The 14026-nt window shown below is 55.6% G+C and carries 13 protein-coding genes; 10 read left to right on the top strand and 3 right to left on the bottom strand.

The genetic code is table 11. The annotated features are described in order from the left end of the window. Window positions 1-9 precede the first annotated feature (9 nt). On the top strand, window positions 10-2391 hold the full coding sequence (pheT, locus tag NH398_RS03460; RefSeq protein WP_253016498.1) for a phenylalanine--tRNA ligase subunit beta: 2382 nt from the start codon (window positions 10-12) through the stop codon (window positions 2389-2391). Window positions 2392-2458: 67 nt separating this feature from the next. Beyond that, window positions 2459-2758 (top strand): integration host factor subunit alpha, encoded by a 300-nt coding sequence (locus tag NH398_RS03455; protein ID WP_159342033.1) that lies wholly within the window; start codon window positions 2459-2461, stop codon window positions 2756-2758. A gap of 101 nt (window positions 2759-2859) precedes the next feature. Here NH398_RS03455 and NH398_RS03450 read toward each other — a convergent pair whose 3' ends face one another. Beyond that, window positions 2860-3066, bottom strand: a complete 207-nt coding sequence (locus NH398_RS03450) for a DUF2788 domain-containing protein (protein ID WP_159342034.1) — start codon at window positions 3064-3066, stop codon at window positions 2860-2862. Window positions 3067-3222: 156 nt separating this feature from the next. Here NH398_RS03450 and NH398_RS03445 point away from each other — a divergent pair, with 156 nt between their 5' ends. The 8 genes from NH398_RS03445 (at window position 3223) to NH398_RS03410 (ending at window position 12615) form a co-directional block, all read left to right on the top strand. Then, entirely contained in the window at window positions 3223-3684 is a 462-nt protein-coding gene (locus NH398_RS03445) for a flavodoxin (protein ID WP_159342035.1), read from the top strand. A gap of 1 nt (window position 3685) precedes the next feature. Next, entirely contained in the window at window positions 3686-4057 is a 372-nt protein-coding gene (locus tag NH398_RS03440) for a hypothetical protein (RefSeq protein ID WP_159342036.1), read from the top strand. 149 nt (window positions 4058-4206) lie between these two features. Next, window positions 4207-5556 (top strand): trigger factor, encoded by a 1350-nt coding sequence (gene tig / locus NH398_RS03435; RefSeq protein ID WP_253016496.1) that lies wholly within the window; start codon window positions 4207-4209, stop codon window positions 5554-5556. A 65-nt stretch (window positions 5557-5621) separates the two neighbouring features. Next, on the top strand, window positions 5622-6239 hold the full coding sequence (gene clpP / locus NH398_RS03430; protein ID WP_159342038.1) for an ATP-dependent Clp endopeptidase proteolytic subunit ClpP: 618 nt from the start codon (window positions 5622-5624) through the stop codon (window positions 6237-6239). A 74-nt stretch (window positions 6240-6313) separates the two neighbouring features. Then, entirely contained in the window at window positions 6314-7594 is a 1281-nt protein-coding gene (gene clpX / locus NH398_RS03425) for an ATP-dependent Clp protease ATP-binding subunit ClpX (protein WP_159342039.1), read from the top strand. A 200-nt stretch (window positions 7595-7794) separates the two neighbouring features. Further along, window positions 7795-10221: an endopeptidase La gene (lon, locus tag NH398_RS03420; RefSeq protein ID WP_253016494.1), complete on the top strand. Its 2427-nt coding sequence runs from the start codon at window positions 7795-7797 to the stop codon at window positions 10219-10221. 192 nt (window positions 10222-10413) lie between these two features. Next, entirely contained in the window at window positions 10414-10686 is a 273-nt protein-coding gene (locus tag NH398_RS03415) for an HU family DNA-binding protein (protein ID WP_009724302.1), read from the top strand. A gap of 111 nt (window positions 10687-10797) precedes the next feature. Beyond that, on the top strand, window positions 10798-12615 hold the full coding sequence (locus NH398_RS03410; protein WP_253016492.1) for a SurA N-terminal domain-containing protein: 1818 nt from the start codon (window positions 10798-10800) through the stop codon (window positions 12613-12615). 82 nt (window positions 12616-12697) lie between these two features. Here NH398_RS03410 and NH398_RS03405 read toward each other — a convergent pair whose 3' ends face one another. Together NH398_RS03405 and NH398_RS03400 are read right to left on the bottom strand one after the other, a co-directional pair. Further along, the gene (locus tag NH398_RS03405) at window positions 12698-13468 is read right to left on the bottom strand and encodes a UDP-2,3-diacylglucosamine diphosphatase (protein ID WP_159342042.1); all 771 of its coding nucleotides are present in this window, start codon (window positions 13466-13468) and stop codon (window positions 12698-12700) included. 14 nt (window positions 13469-13482) lie between these two features. After that, a complete protein-coding gene (locus NH398_RS03400) occupies window positions 13483-13983 on the bottom strand; it encodes a peptidylprolyl isomerase (protein WP_253016490.1) in 501 nt (166 codons plus the stop codon). Window positions 13984-14026 lie beyond the last annotated feature (43 nt).

Raw genomic sequence — 14026 nt, 5'->3', positions numbered from 1 at the left:
GGAATCAACATGAAATTTTCAGAACAGTGGCTGCGTGAATGGGTAGCTCCGCAGCTGGAAACGCAGGCCATGGCCGACCAGATCACCATGGCGGGCCTTGAAGTAGATGCCGTTGAGCCGGTCGCCGCTGCTTTTAGCGGTGTGGTCGTGGCTGAAGTGCTGACCAAAGAGAAGCATCCCGATGCCGATAAGCTCAATGTCTGTACCGTCAATGACGGCACGGGTGAGCCTGTGCAAGTGGTGTGTGGTGCGCCCAACGTCGACGTAGGGCAGAAAATTCCCTTTGCCCAGGTGGGGGGTGTTTTGCCAGGGGATTTCAAAATCAAGAAAGCCAAGCTGCGTGGCGTTGAATCCCGCGGCATGATCTGCTCGGCTTCAGAGTTGGGGTTGGAGGAGGAAACCTCTCCAGGCATTCTGGTACTGCCCGAGTCGGCGCCGGTTGGTACGCCTTTCCGTGACTACATGCAGCTCGATGATATGACCATCGAGGTGGATTTGACGCCGAACCGCGGCGACTGCCTCAGCATCAAAGGGCTGGCCAGAGAAGTCGGCGTCCTTAACCGTCTGCCGGTGCACGGTCCGGACATGACCGAGGTCGAAGCCACCATCGATACGACTTTCCCCGTTGTGGTCGATGCGCCAGAGCAGTGCCCTCGCTACGTGGGGCGGGTGATCGAAGGCGTGAAAGTGGATGCCGAAACACCGCTCTGGATGGTCGAGCGCCTGCGACGCAGCGGCGTGCGCTCCATCGATCCGGTGGTGGATGTCACCAACTACGTCATGCTAGAGCTTGGCCAGCCGTTACACGCATTCGATCGCGATCATTTGCAGGGCGGTATTACCGTGCGTCTGGCCAAAGACGCCGAACGCTTGACGTTGTTGGATGGCCAAGAGGTCGCTTTGCGCCCCGAAACGCTCGTCATTGCCGATGAGCGAGGTCCTCTGGCGATGGCTGGTATCATGGGGGGCGAGAACTCTGGGGTTAGCGCAAATACACAGACTATTTTCCTAGAGTCGGCGTTCTTTGCGCCGCTTGCGATTGCTGGGCAGGCGCGCTCTTACGGGCTGCACACCGATGCATCGCACCGTTTCGAACGTGGCGTCGATCCTGAGCTCCCCGTCATGGCAGTCGAGCGTGCCACACAGCTTCTGTTGGAGATCTGTGGTGGTCAGGCGGGGCCGGTGGTAGAGACCGTTAGCGAGGAACACTTGCCCGCACCGCGTGCGATTACGCTGCGTGAAGCTCGTCTTGAAAGCGCGCTTTCCAAGCGGCTATCGGCGGACGATGTGACCGATATTCTCCAGCGTCTTGGGCTGGCCGTGGATAAGCAGGCGGAAGGTTGGTCGGTGGTCGCGCCTAGTTGGCGGTTTGACGTCGCCATCGAGGAAGACCTCATCGAAGAAGTGGCGCGTATTCATGGCTACAACAACCTACCAGTGCGTCGTCCTGCCGCCCGATTGGCGCTGCGATCCGCGAACGAAGCCAGCTTGACCCAGTCGCAGTTGCGTAACCAAATGGTCGCCCGCGGCTTCCAAGAAGCAGTGACGTACAGCTTCGTTGCACCTGATCTGCAGGCTGCAATGCTACCCGACGCGGTTTCTCCCGTGCTCGCTAACCCGATCTCATCGGATCTGTCGGTGATGCGTGCCAGTCTCTTTCCCGGTTTGGTGCGAGCGCTCGAGCACAACCTGAATCGTCAGCAGACGCGTGTGCGTATTTTTGAAACGGGCTTGGTGTTCAATGGGCCGTTGGATCACTTGACTCAGGTGCCGATGATGGGCGCACTGGTTTGTGGTGGTCGCGAGGCGGAAGGGTGGAATGGTGCCAAGGCGCAGGTGGACTTCTATGACCTGAAGGGCGATCTAGAGAGTCTACTGGCCATGGGCGGCGCTCAGGACGAGTGGCGCTTCGAACCCGGAGAGCACCCTTCGCTGCACCCAGGGCAAACAGCGCAGCTCTTCCACCAGGGTAAACCAGCAGGCTGGATTGGTACGCTACATCCGCAAGTGCGAGCGACATTGGGCCTCAAGGTCGATGCCGTGCTGTTTGAGGTCCGTTTGGATGCGCTGAGCCAAGGGGCGATTCCGGCGTTCGAACCGCTGTCCCGCTATCCAGAGGTGCGTCGTGACTTGGCGTTCATCCTCAAAGATGCCACGCCAGTGCAAGCGCTGTTGGATTGCGCTAAAGCCAAGGCAGGGGATTACCTGAAAGACATAAAGCTATTTGATGTCTATGCTGGTAAAGGCGTGGCCGAAGGTTATAAGAGCATTGCATTGGGCTTGACCTGGCAACACGCTTCGCGCACGCTAAATGATGAAGAAATCAATCAGTTGGTCGACTCGATCATTACTAACGTGCGAGCCGAATTAGATGCCGAACTTCGCGGCTAACTAAGCTATGCCATGACACGACGCTTATCACGTTCTTGGCAATGCGTATGCTACATGGAGGAGCCCTATGGGTGCGTTGACCAAAGCAGAGCTAGCTGAGCATTTACACACAGAGCTGGCGCTGTCGAAGCGAGAAGCAAAAGCGATGGTAGAGGCGTTCTTTGAAGAAATTCGCGCCTGTTTGCGTGAGAACGAACAGGTGAAACTGTCGGGCTTTGGCAACTTTGACCTACGTGATAAGCGTGAGCGGCCAGGACGAAACCCCAAGACCGGTGAGGAGATTCCCATTTCTGCTCGGCGTGTCGTCACGTTTCGCCCCGGTCAGAAGCTCAAGCAGCAGGTGGAGCGCTACGCGAGTAGCCAGTAGTATCACCCTGCCATGGCTGCCCAACGAAAAGGAGTGCCGTCAGGCACTCCTTTTTTGCATCACTCATATGGGCTTCTGGATGTGTCGTAATGAGTGCGAAGTTAAATACCGCGTCCTTCAATCAGCCAAGTGATCACGACTTTAATGACGTAGCCCAGCATGCCAGCGCCTAGCACGACAAACAGCATGATCGTGCCAAACTTGCCAGCGTTCGATTTTTTGGCCAAATCCCAAATGATGAAACACATAAAGATGATCAAGCCACCCACCATGATGGGCGTGATCCATGTCTCGAAGGCCTGCTGCATAAGCGCTCCTGTTGCGCAATTGTCGAAGCCCCACGTGGGGCGTGCGTCGTTTTTGCCAGTCGTGTTAATATTTGAGCAAATTCATCAGGTATTTGTCGACTGAACTTTGTGGAAATCACAACGTAAGGTGCGACACCATTGCCTAGGAGTAGAACAATGCCGACGTTAACCATTCTGGTGGGCACCATGTATGGCGGTGCATTGGATGTGGCGGAACAGGTCAAGCCTCTGTTTGAACAGGCTGGTTATGCTGTCGATATCTCTGAGCAGCCAACGGTTGAGGATATTACCCAGAGAAATGACCTGACCCTGTTCTGTGTTTCGACCACCGGCAGTGGGGATTTTCCCGGTAATTTCGTTCCCTTTGTACGCAGCCTGAAAGACCAAAGCCCTTCACTTACAGGATTGCGTTATGGCCTCATTGCGCTAGGTGACAGCTCCTATGGGGACACGTTTTGCGGCGCGGGCCGGGCGCTGGATGACCTCCTTCAAGACCACGGTGCTCAACGGTTAGGTGAGCGTCTTGAAATCGATGCCATGGAAACCTTCATGGCCGATGATGCTGCGCTACCTTGGGTCGAGGAGTGGATCGAAACTCAGCAGCTGAAGGTCGTTTAACATGCAGCGAGCGCTTTACTCCCCTGAGCGGGTCAGCGTGGCACTGGGGTTGTGCGTCGTGATGCTGTCCGCATTGCCACGTTACATGGCGGGCGGGCACGAAACTCGCCAGACGCTACTGCTGATAGCTTTGGTGTTCGTAGCAGGTGCTGCCATCTTTCAGTGGAAGATGTTGTCACTTGAAGCCCGGCAAGCAGTGCCGCCATTGCTTAAGCGCTTGGCCATGATGCTGGTGTTGGGGGCTTTGGTAATGGGAGCCTGGCATGCCGTGTTTACCGAATGGATCAGTTGGCAGGTCTTCATCTCCCACGCGACGACCTGTGGCCTCCTGCTGCATGCGGTATCGTTATGGTGGCCAGCGCGTGACGCGTGAGTTTTTGTCCTGCTAACCCCTTGTATTTGATGCTCGTGCCCCCATCTTGCGAGCATGGCGCTTGCCACCATGCGTCAGGGTTCTTAAAATTGACCCCTTGAATATATTTTACGCAACTAACACAACGCCCAGCCGCTAGAGGACAATTCATGCAAGTTTCCGTCGAGACGACCTCCCAGATCGAACGCCGTATCACTATTCAGGTGCCGGCAGCAGATATCGACGAGGCCGTCAGCGCTCGCTTGAAAGACACCGCGAAAAACGTTCGCTTGAACGGTTTCCGCCAAGGCCGGGTGCCAATGGCCGTCGTGCGTCAGCGCTATGGCGACAGCGTGCGCAATGAAGTGGTAGGCGAAGTGATGCGTGAACGCTACGTGCGTGCGATCACTGAAGAAGGCCTCAATCCTGCTGGTTTCCCGCAGATCGAGCCAAAAGTAAATCAAGAAGGCAAAGATCTCGAGTTCGTTGCCATCATGGAAATCTATCCGCAGGTCGAACTGGCGTCTATAGAAGGCACTGAGGTTGAGCGTCCGGTGGTTTCCGTTAGCGACGCCGATGTCGATGAAATGATCGACACGCTGCGTAAGCAAAACGCCGCGTGGGAAGAGGTTGACGCGGCCGCAGCGGATGGCGACCAAGTCACCATCGACTTCCAAGGTTTCTTGGGTGACGAGCCGTTCGAGGGTGGTAGCGCTGAAGGCCACGCGTTGGTCATCGGTTCCAATAGCTTCATTCCGGGCTTCGAAGAGCAGCTGATCGGTGCCAAAGCGGGCGAAGAGAAAACCATCTCTGTAACGTTCCCGGAAGATTACCAAGCCGAGCACCTTGCCGGTCAGGATGCGACTTTCAAAGTTACCGTCCACAAAGTCAGCACTCAGAAGTTGCCGGAAGTGGATGCAGCGTTCATCGAGCGTTTTGGCGTAGAAGGTGGTGACGAGACCAAATTCCGCGCTGAGATTAAAAAGAACATGACACGTGAGGCGTCACAGGCGGTCGATAATCGTGTGAAGCAGCAGGTATTGGACGCCCTCAAAAAGGCGAACGACATTCCTGTTCCCAGCGCGCTGGTTCAGCAAGAGACTGACGGAATGAAGCGTCAGGCAGCTCAGCAGTTCGGTTTGGGTGAAGACTTTGATGTCAGCCAGCTGCCGAACGAGCTGTTCGAAGAGCAGGCCAAAGGTCGTGTTCAAGTCGGTCTGCTGTTGGCTGAAGTGATCAAAGCCCACGAGCTTGACGCTGACGACGCTGAGATCAAAGCGAAGGTCGAAGAGCTGGCCGAGCAATATCAAGACCCCTCCGAAGTGGTGGAGTACTACATGGGTAACGAGCAGCTGAAGACCCAGGTAAAATCTGCCATTCTCGAAGAGAAAGCCGTCGATAAGCTGCTTGAGCAAACGAACGTAAAAGACGTGGAAATGTCTTACCAGCAAGCGCTGGCTGCCGCTCAGCAACAGGCTGAGCAAGATGAGAACGAAGAGGGCGAACAGGCAAGCGCCTGATCTCATCGCGTGGCGCACCCTGCTGGGGTGCGCTTTTCCCTTACCGGACGCAAGGAATCACCCGAATGAGTGAGTTTGATATTCAAAACGCCGGCGGTTTAGTGCCCATGGTGGTTGAGCAGAGCGCCAAAGGGGAAAGAGCCTACGACATTTACTCGCGTCTTCTCAAAGAGCGCGTGATTTTCCTGGTAGGCCCGGTAGAAGATTACATGGCCAACCTTGTCGTGGCGCAGCTGCTGTTTCTTGAGTCTGAGAATCCTGATAAGGATATTCATCTTTACATTAACTCGCCCGGTGGCTCGGTGACGGCAGGGATGTCCATCTACGACACCATGCAGTTCATCAAGCCGGATGTCTCCACCGTGTGTATCGGTCAAGCGGCTAGCATGGGCGCACTCCTGCTCACCGCGGGTGCAGCAGGCAAGCGTTACTGCCTGCCTAATTCCCGTGTAATGATTCACCAGCCGCTCGGTGGTTACCAAGGCCAAGCATCGGATATCGAGATTCACACCCGTGAAATTCTCGGTATTCGTGAAAAACTGAATCAAATCCTGGCCCATCACACCGGTCAAGAGATTGAGAAAGTGGCCCAAGATACCGACCGCGACAATTTCATGAGCGCCAATAAGGCCAAAGAGTACGGCTTGATTGACGCAGTGCTGGATAAGCGGCCTACATCCTGATAGCGTGATAGGATTCTGCTTTTCTAACGAGCTTTTAAGGCGGCGTCAGCCGCCGCAGTGACAGAGGTACGCGAATGGCCGACGGCAAAGGCAAGGACGAAGGTGGCAAACTGCTCTACTGCTCGTTTTGTGGCAAAAACCAAAACGAAGTACGTAAGCTGATTGCCGGCCCGTCCGTGTATATCTGCGATGAGTGTGTCGATTTATGTAATGACATCATTCGCGAAGAAGTTCTCGAAGCCGATGCCGAGAGCGATGAGGAGCGTTTACCTACGCCCCGCGAAATACGTCATACATTGGACGACTACGTCATCGGACAAGACCGCGCCAAAATGGTGCTGTCCGTAGCGGTATATAACCACTACAAGCGTCTGAAGTCAGAAGTGCGTGAAGGCGATGTGGAGCTAGGTAAATCCAACATCCTGCTGATTGGTCCGACGGGCAGCGGTAAAACGCTCCTCGCCGAAACCATGGCGCGGCTACTGAATGTACCTTTTACCATTGCTGATGCAACGACGCTGACCGAAGCAGGTTACGTGGGTGAAGATGTTGAAAACATCATCCAAAAGCTGCTTCAGAAGTGTGACTACGATGTCGAGAAGGCCGAGCGCGGCATTGTTTACATCGATGAAATCGACAAGATCTCGCGCAAATCGGACAATCCGTCGATTACCCGTGATGTTTCTGGCGAAGGCGTGCAACAGGCGCTGTTGAAGCTGATTGAAGGCACGACGGCCTCTGTTCCTCCGCAAGGGGGGCGCAAGCATCCTCAGCAGGAGTTTGTCCAGGTAAATACAGCGAATATCTTGTTCATCGTCGGCGGTGCGTTTGCGGGTCTCGATAAAGTGATTCGTGATCGTGCCGAGAAAGGCGGGATTGGCTTCAACGCCAGCGTCAAGAGCAAAGAGTCCTCTCGCGGTGTGGGAGAGCTGTTGGCAGATGTCGAACCTGAAGATCTGGTCAAGTTCGGTTTGATCCCAGAGTTCGTCGGTCGTCTGCCCGTCATCGCCACGTTGACCGAACTCACCGAAGATGCACTGGTGCAAATCTTGACCGAGCCCAAAAACTCGCTGATCAAGCAATACGCCAAGCTCTTCGAGATGGAAGACGTCACGCTGGAGTTTAGAGACGATGCGCTGAAAGCCGTGGCGGCGAAAGCTATGGAGCGTAAAACCGGCGCGCGTGGCCTTCGCTCCATACTAGAGTCGGTTCTGCTCGACACGATGTATGAAATTCCATCCTTGGAAGGGGTGAGCAAAGTCGTCATCGATGGCTCGGTTATCGCTGGCGAAAGCGAGCCACTGTTGATCTACTCGCAGCAGGAAGAAGCCCGGGTCGACGGCACCGACGGCTAACCCCGACGTGCGTGCCACGGCCTAGCTCTCCACCGCTGGTGCCAAACCAAGGGGTCGCCTAGGCGGCCCCTTGTTGTTAACACACGACTTGAAATGGCTGATCAGCACGCAGTGAGCGTGTCCTGCCATGCCCTTTCACACTGTGAGGTACTTGGCTAAGTACCGTTCAAGTACTCATCCGAATTTGAGGAACGTCTGCGATGCAGCAGAACGCCGATCAGACACAATGTCTACCCCTGTTGCCATTGCGGGATGTCGTAGTGTACCCGCAAATGGTTATTCCGCTTTTTGTTGGTCGTGAAAAGTCCATTCAGGCCCTGGAAGCCGCAATGGAAGCCGACAAGCGTGTACTGCTGGTGGCTCAGCGAGAAGCCTCACAGGATGATCCTGACAATGCGGACCTCTACGCGATGGGGACCGTTGCAGACATCATGCAGCTGCTGAAACTGCCAGATGGTACCGTCAAGGTTTTGATCGAGGGGAGCTTCCGCGCTGATGTCATCGATATCGAAGAAAACGAGGCGGGCTACACCCAAGCGCATTTAACGCCGCGTGAAAGCGAGCCGCTCACCAGCCGTGAGCAGGAGGCGCTGGTGAGAGTGCTGCTGAATCAGTTCGAGCAGTACGTCAAACTCTCCAAGAAGGTCCCCAACGAAGTGCTGAACTCGCTCTCCGGCATCGAAGATCCGAGTCGGCTGGTGGATACCATCTGCGCCCACCTGTCGCTGAAAATTGGTGACAAGCAGGAGCTGCTCGAGATGGATCGCGTACGTGACCGTATCGAGCACTTGATGGCGCTGATCGAGTCTGAAATCGATCTGCTCCAGGTAGAAAAGCGCATCCGCTCGCGTGTCAAAGAGCAGATGGAGAAAACGCAGCGCGAGTATTACCTCAACGAGCAAATGAAGGCCATCCAGAAAGAGATGGGTGAGCTGGATAACGTGCCCAATGAGGCAGAAAAGTACGAACAGGCGATCAAAGAGTCCGGCATGCCCAAAGAGGCATCTGAAAAAGCGACGCAAGAGCTCAACAAGCTCAAGATGATGGCGTCGAACTCTGCTGAGGCGACCGTAGTGCGTTCGTATCTGGACTGGCTCATCGCCGTGCCGTGGAAAAAACGCACGCGGGTCAAGCATGACTTGGTCAAAGCACAAGAAGTGCTCGACGCGGATCATTACGGTTTGGAAGAGGTCAAGGCGCGCATTCTTGAGTACCTGGCAGTCCAAAAGCGCGTGCGAAAACTGAAGGGGCCGGTGCTTTGTTTGGTGGGGCCGCCTGGTGTGGGGAAAACCTCATTGGGGCAGTCCATTGCCCGTGCGACCAATCGTAAGTACGTTCGCCTGGCGCTGGGTGGCGTGCGCGATGAGTCGGAGATTCGTGGCCATCGTCGTACCTACATTGGTTCGCTCCCCGGTAAGCTGATGCAGCGCATGAGTCGTGCCGGTGTGAAAAATCCGCTGTTCCTGTTGGATGAAGTGGACAAGCTGGGAATGGACCATCGGGGTGATCCCGCCTCCGCGCTGCTGGAGGTGTTGGATCCCGAGCAGAACAGTAGCTTTAGCGACCATTACCTCGAGCTGGACTACGATCTCTCCGAGACGCTGTTTATCTGCACGGCGAACTCGATGAACATTCCAGGCCCGCTGCTGGATCGTATGGAGATCATCCGCCTGCCCGGCTACACCGAAGATGAGAAGCTGGCCATCGCCAAGCGCTACCTGCTGCCAAAACAGCTGGAAGCCAACGGTTTGGAAGAGCAAGAGTTGGCACTCGATGACGATGCGCTACTGGAGCTCGTGCGCTACTACACCCGTGAAGCGGGTGTGCGGGAGCTCGAACGTCAAATCGCCAAAGTGTGTCGCAAGGTACTGCGCGAGCGCCTTGAAGCCGAGCGCACCTCGAAAGACAAAGCCGGTAGCAAGCTGCAGGCTCCGCAACTCTTGTCTGCCGATCAGATCGAAACCTATGCGGGTGTCCGTCGCTACAGCTACGGTTTGGCAGAGCAAGAGGATCAGGTAGGCCGAGTCACCGGCTTGGCATGGACGTCCGTGGGCGGCGAGCTGCTCAATATCGAATCGGTCGTCACGCCAGGAAAAGGTCGCATCAATAAAACCGGCTCTTTGGGCGATGTCATGAAAGAGTCGGTGAGTGCTGCTCAGACGGTGGTCAAGGCGCGAGCCGATGCCTATGGTATCGACCCTCAGCGTTTCGAGAACGAGGACCTGCATATCCACGTGCCTGAGGGTGCAACGCCCAAAGATGGGCCTAGCGCGGGTATCGCCATGGTGACAGCCATTGTCTCGGCCTACACGCAACGCCCGGTACGCTGCGATGTGGCCATGACAGGTGAGGTCAACCTCCGGGGCGAAGTGCTGCCGATTGGTGGTCTAAAGGAGAAATTGCTGGCGGCCCGGCGGGGTGGTATAAAGACCGTCCTAATCCCTGAGGAAAATCGTCGAGATCTCAAGGAAGTACCGGAGAATATCAAAGGAGCACTTGATATTCGTCCCGTACGGTGGATAGATGACGTGCTGGCGGTTGCGCTGGCGGAGAACGTGACCGAAGGGGCCACGCTAAAAGGCGCCGATAAGTCGTTCAGTACAAATGCTGTTGCAAGCACCCATTAAGCATTAAAGCACCTTCCGCTTTAATTTTACTTAATAAATTTGCCCAATGCCTTGAGCAGCGGGCATTTCACGGCCCGGTCGCTTGACAGGTGTTTCAAGGCATTGCTATAAAACGCAGCTATGCTTTGAGGTTGATGCACTCGGTGACCGTGCCGTTCAGAGCCATTTTTTGAAACAGTTAAGGGGTGAAGTGTGAATAAGTCCGAGCTGATTGAAGCTATTGCCGCGTCTGCAGATATTCCGAAAGCAGCGGCAACCCGCGCATTGGATGCCATGGTGGAGTCTGTCACCGATAGCCTCAAAAAAGGCGAGAGTGTTTCTCTGGTCGGTTTTGGTACTTTCGCAATCAAAGAGCGTGCTGCACGTACCGGCCGTAACCCGCAAACGGGCCAGCCCATCGAAATCAGCGCCGCCAAAGTACCCAGCTTTAAAGCCGGTAAAGCGCTGAAAGACGCCGTCAACTAATTGGCACGCGTTTGCTGTAACCTAATGGGCGCATCGCATCCGCGATGCGCCCATGTTCTTTTCTGGCCCGATGATTTGGGCAATAGATGGCTTTGATGATCTGAGGCTAGCATGCTGCAAAGTATACGAGATGGCTCCAGAAGCTGGGGTGCCAAGATAATTATCGGTCTCATGGTGGCGGCCATGGCACTGTTTGGCGTGGAATCGCTGTTTAGCGTGTTTGGTAGCGACCCCAACGAAGTCGCCAGCGTGAATGGTGAACCCATTATGCGCCAAGACGTCGAGCTGGGCGTTCAGCGTGCACTGCGTTCTGGCCAGGTGCCGCCCGAGCAAGAGCGAGCGCTGCGCAATGACATGCTCGACCAGCTCATTACCCAAACCTTGCTGACCCAATACGCCGAAGACGGCGGTTTTCACGTCTCCGATGCACAGTTGGATCAAATGATCGTCAGTCTGCCGGAGTTTCATGACCAAGACGGGCGTTTTTCGGCCGAGCTGTTCCGTAACCGTCTCGCTGGTGCCGGTTACACGCCACTTTCATTTCGAGAAGAACTGAGAGTCGATATCAAACGTCAGCATTTACAGCAGGGGCTTGCGTTTAGCGATTTCAGCCTACCCAGTGAAGAGCAGCGCTTGGCCGATCTGCAGCGTCAGCAGCGCGATTTTCGCTACGTCATGCTGAATGCAGAAGATGTCGAGATCGACGTCAACGTCACCGACGAACAGATGCAGGCGTACTACGATGCCAACCAGTCACGTTTCGAGCGTCCTGAACAGGTGCGCGTCGAGTACGTGTTGATCGATCGCCAAGCCATGGCGGACGACGTCGAGGTGGACGAGCAGGCGCTTCGGGAAGCGTGGCGCGAGCAGAACCAAAGCGCTGACCGTCGTGTATCACACATCATGGTGACCTTCGGCGATGAGCGGAGTCGCGAAGAAGCTGAAGCGCTGGCGAGCGAAGCGCTTGCGTCATTGGAAGAGGGCGAAAGTTTTGCGGATACCGCGGCGCGCTACTCGGACGATACGGCTAGTGCCGAGGACGGTGGCGATCTTGGCGTCATTAGCCGTGGTTTTTTTGGTGATGCCTTCGATGAAGCGGCGTTTTCTCTGGGCGTAGGCGAGACCTCTCAGTTAGTAGAAATGGACGGTGCTTTCCACATTCTTCGGGTAACCGAACTGGCAGGCCCATCGTTTGAAGAGCAGCGCGATGCGCTGGCACAGGACGTAGCACTCAGCAGTGTCAACGACGAATTCAACGAGCAAGTGCAGCGCCTGATCGACGAGAGCTTTGCTGCCGACGACCTGCAAAGTGTCGCTGATGATCTCGGCCTGACGCTCGAGCGAACGGAATGGATCGCCCGTGGTGAAGGAGAAGGTGTACTGTCTGAGCCCGGCGTTCTGGATGAAGCTTTCAGTGCAGACGTGCTGGAAGAGGGCTACAACAGCGAAGTAATCGAACTCGATAATGATCGACGTCTCGTGCTGCGGGTGGCCGAGCATCGGGACGCGACGGTTCTGCCCTTGGAAGCCGTTCGCGAGGAAGTCGAGCAGGCTGTTGCGGCTCAGCAGCGCCAAGAAGCACTTCAGGCCCAGGCCGCAGAGCTAATTGCTTCCCTGCGGGAAGGTGAGAGTGTCGAGCTGGAGTGGCTGGAAGCCAATGACGTGTCGCGTCAGTCGGACACCACGCTGCCTCAATCGCTGGTGGGTGAAATCTTCCGTATGCCTCGTCCAGACGAGGGCGAAAGCGTTTACCGTGCCGTCAACATGCCGCAAGGGGTGGCTGTCGTTGCGCTTGACGACGTTTCCGTTGGCGAGGTGGATGAGCAAATGACGGCGTTCGTGGCCCAAATGGCCGAGCAGCTTCGTGCTCAATCGATCATCCAGGGCTTGATTGACGACTTGCGTAGCGAGGCGGAGATCGAGCGCTAGGGCATAGCCCCGCGTTGGAGGAACGCCATAGAAAAAAAGCCGATCGATTTGATCGGCTTTTTTATGTCGCAATGAGCGCAGGTTAGGGCGGAGCGTTGAGTGGAAACTGCCGCAATACGGGTTCGGCGTGACGCTCGTCAGAGCGCTCCACTAGCACATCCCAGCCGTGTTCGCTGTCCCAGTCCCCTAGTACGAAGCGTTTGGCAGGCACGTCTTCCACTGTGAGGTCGTGTACGTTGGGCCGGTGAGTATGACCATGAATCATGGTCGATACGCCGCAACGTTCCATAAGTGCCACGACTTCGTCTTGGGTGACGTCCATGATGTCGTCGGCTTTGCCCGCATTGGCATCACCTGACTGCATGCGCAAGCTTTTGGCAAGCTCCAATCGCTGCTCCAATGGCAGCGAGAGAATCTGATGCTGCCACTGCTCGCTTCGCGACTGAGCGCGAAACGCCATGTAAGCTTCGTCTTTGGTACACAGGCTGTCGCCGTGAAGAATAACGGCGGGGACACCTTGCAGTTCGACTTCTTCACTGTCTGGCAGCAGAGTGGCACCACAGCCGTTGATGAAGCGCTCACCCAGCAAAAAATCGCGGTTGCCATGAATGAAATAGATGCTAGTGCCCGCGTCACTGAGTACACGTAGCCGTTGAATGACATTATGGGCCACGGCGCTCAACGGATGCGGCGTGTCCAGCAGGTCGTCGCCAATCCAGGCATCGAAAAGATCGCCCAGAATGTAGAGCGCGTCTGCACCTTGAGCGGTTTGTTCCAAGTAACGGTAAAACCCCTGATTGATCTCAGGGGTATCGTGACTTAGATGCATATCAGCGATGAGCAGAGTACGCATAAAGCTCCTAACGGTTATTCCGCTTCCTTCACGTAGGCGCGTTCGATGATGACGTCTTCTGCGGGAACGTCAGCATGCATGCCGCGACGTGTGGTGCTCACACCTTTGATGGCGTTGACCACGTCCATGCCATCAACGACCTCTCCAAAGACCGCATAGCCCCAACCTTGCAGGCTTTTGCCGCTATGGTTGAGGAAGCTGTTATTACCGACATTGATAAAGAACTGCGCCGTGGCGGAGTGGGGGTCTTGCGTACGGGCCATGGCCAGCGTGCCGATAGTGTTTTGCAAACCGTTGTCAGCCTCGTTTTCGATCGGATCGCGTGTCGGCTTTTGGTTGAACTCTTGGTCGAAACCGCCGCCTTGAATCATGAAGCCATCGATGACCCGGTGAAACAGCGTGCCGTCGTAAAAACCGTCGCGCACGTACTGTTCGAAATTCGCCGCAGTGGCCGGAGCTTTTTCATGATTAAGCGCAATGGTGATGTCACCGTGGTTCGTCTGTAATACGATCATGGATAAATTCCTGTTCAATAAAGGCGTTCGCCTTGGCGCTGTG

The organism is Halomonas sp. CnH100-B (assembly GCF_024124605.1).
Taxonomy (GTDB): Bacteria; Pseudomonadota; Gammaproteobacteria; order Pseudomonadales; family Halomonadaceae; genus Vreelandella.
The sequence above is the reverse complement of the archived record's forward strand: the minus strand, read 5'-3'. Positions and strand labels throughout refer to the sequence as shown.

Excerpts from the sequence above, each read along its gene's own strand:
- pheT (WP_253016498.1), top strand. The coding sequence starts at position 10 with ATGAAATTTTCAGAACAGTGGCTGCGTGAATGGGTAGCTCCGCAGCTG.
- NH398_RS03455 (WP_159342033.1), top strand. The coding sequence starts at position 2,459 with ATGGGTGCGTTGACCAAAGCAGAGCTAGCTGAGCATTTACACACAGAG.
- NH398_RS03450 (WP_159342034.1), bottom strand. The coding sequence starts at position 3,066 with ATGCAGCAGGCCTTCGAGACATGGATCACGCCCATCATGGTGGGTGGC.
- NH398_RS03445 (WP_159342035.1), top strand. The coding sequence starts at position 3,223 with ATGCCGACGTTAACCATTCTGGTGGGCACCATGTATGGCGGTGCATTG.
- NH398_RS03440 (WP_159342036.1), top strand. The coding sequence starts at position 3,686 with ATGCAGCGAGCGCTTTACTCCCCTGAGCGGGTCAGCGTGGCACTGGGG.
- tig (WP_253016496.1), top strand. The coding sequence starts at position 4,207 with ATGCAAGTTTCCGTCGAGACGACCTCCCAGATCGAACGCCGTATCACT.
- clpP (WP_159342038.1), top strand. The coding sequence starts at position 5,622 with ATGAGTGAGTTTGATATTCAAAACGCCGGCGGTTTAGTGCCCATGGTG.
- clpX (WP_159342039.1), top strand. The coding sequence starts at position 6,314 with ATGGCCGACGGCAAAGGCAAGGACGAAGGTGGCAAACTGCTCTACTGC.
- lon (WP_253016494.1), top strand. The coding sequence starts at position 7,795 with ATGCAGCAGAACGCCGATCAGACACAATGTCTACCCCTGTTGCCATTG.
- NH398_RS03410 (WP_253016492.1), top strand. The coding sequence starts at position 10,798 with ATGCTGCAAAGTATACGAGATGGCTCCAGAAGCTGGGGTGCCAAGATA.
- NH398_RS03405 (WP_159342042.1), bottom strand. The coding sequence starts at position 13,468 with ATGCGTACTCTGCTCATCGCTGATATGCATCTAAGTCACGATACCCCT.
- NH398_RS03400 (WP_253016490.1), bottom strand. The coding sequence starts at position 13,983 with ATGATCGTATTACAGACGAACCACGGTGACATCACCATTGCGCTTAAT.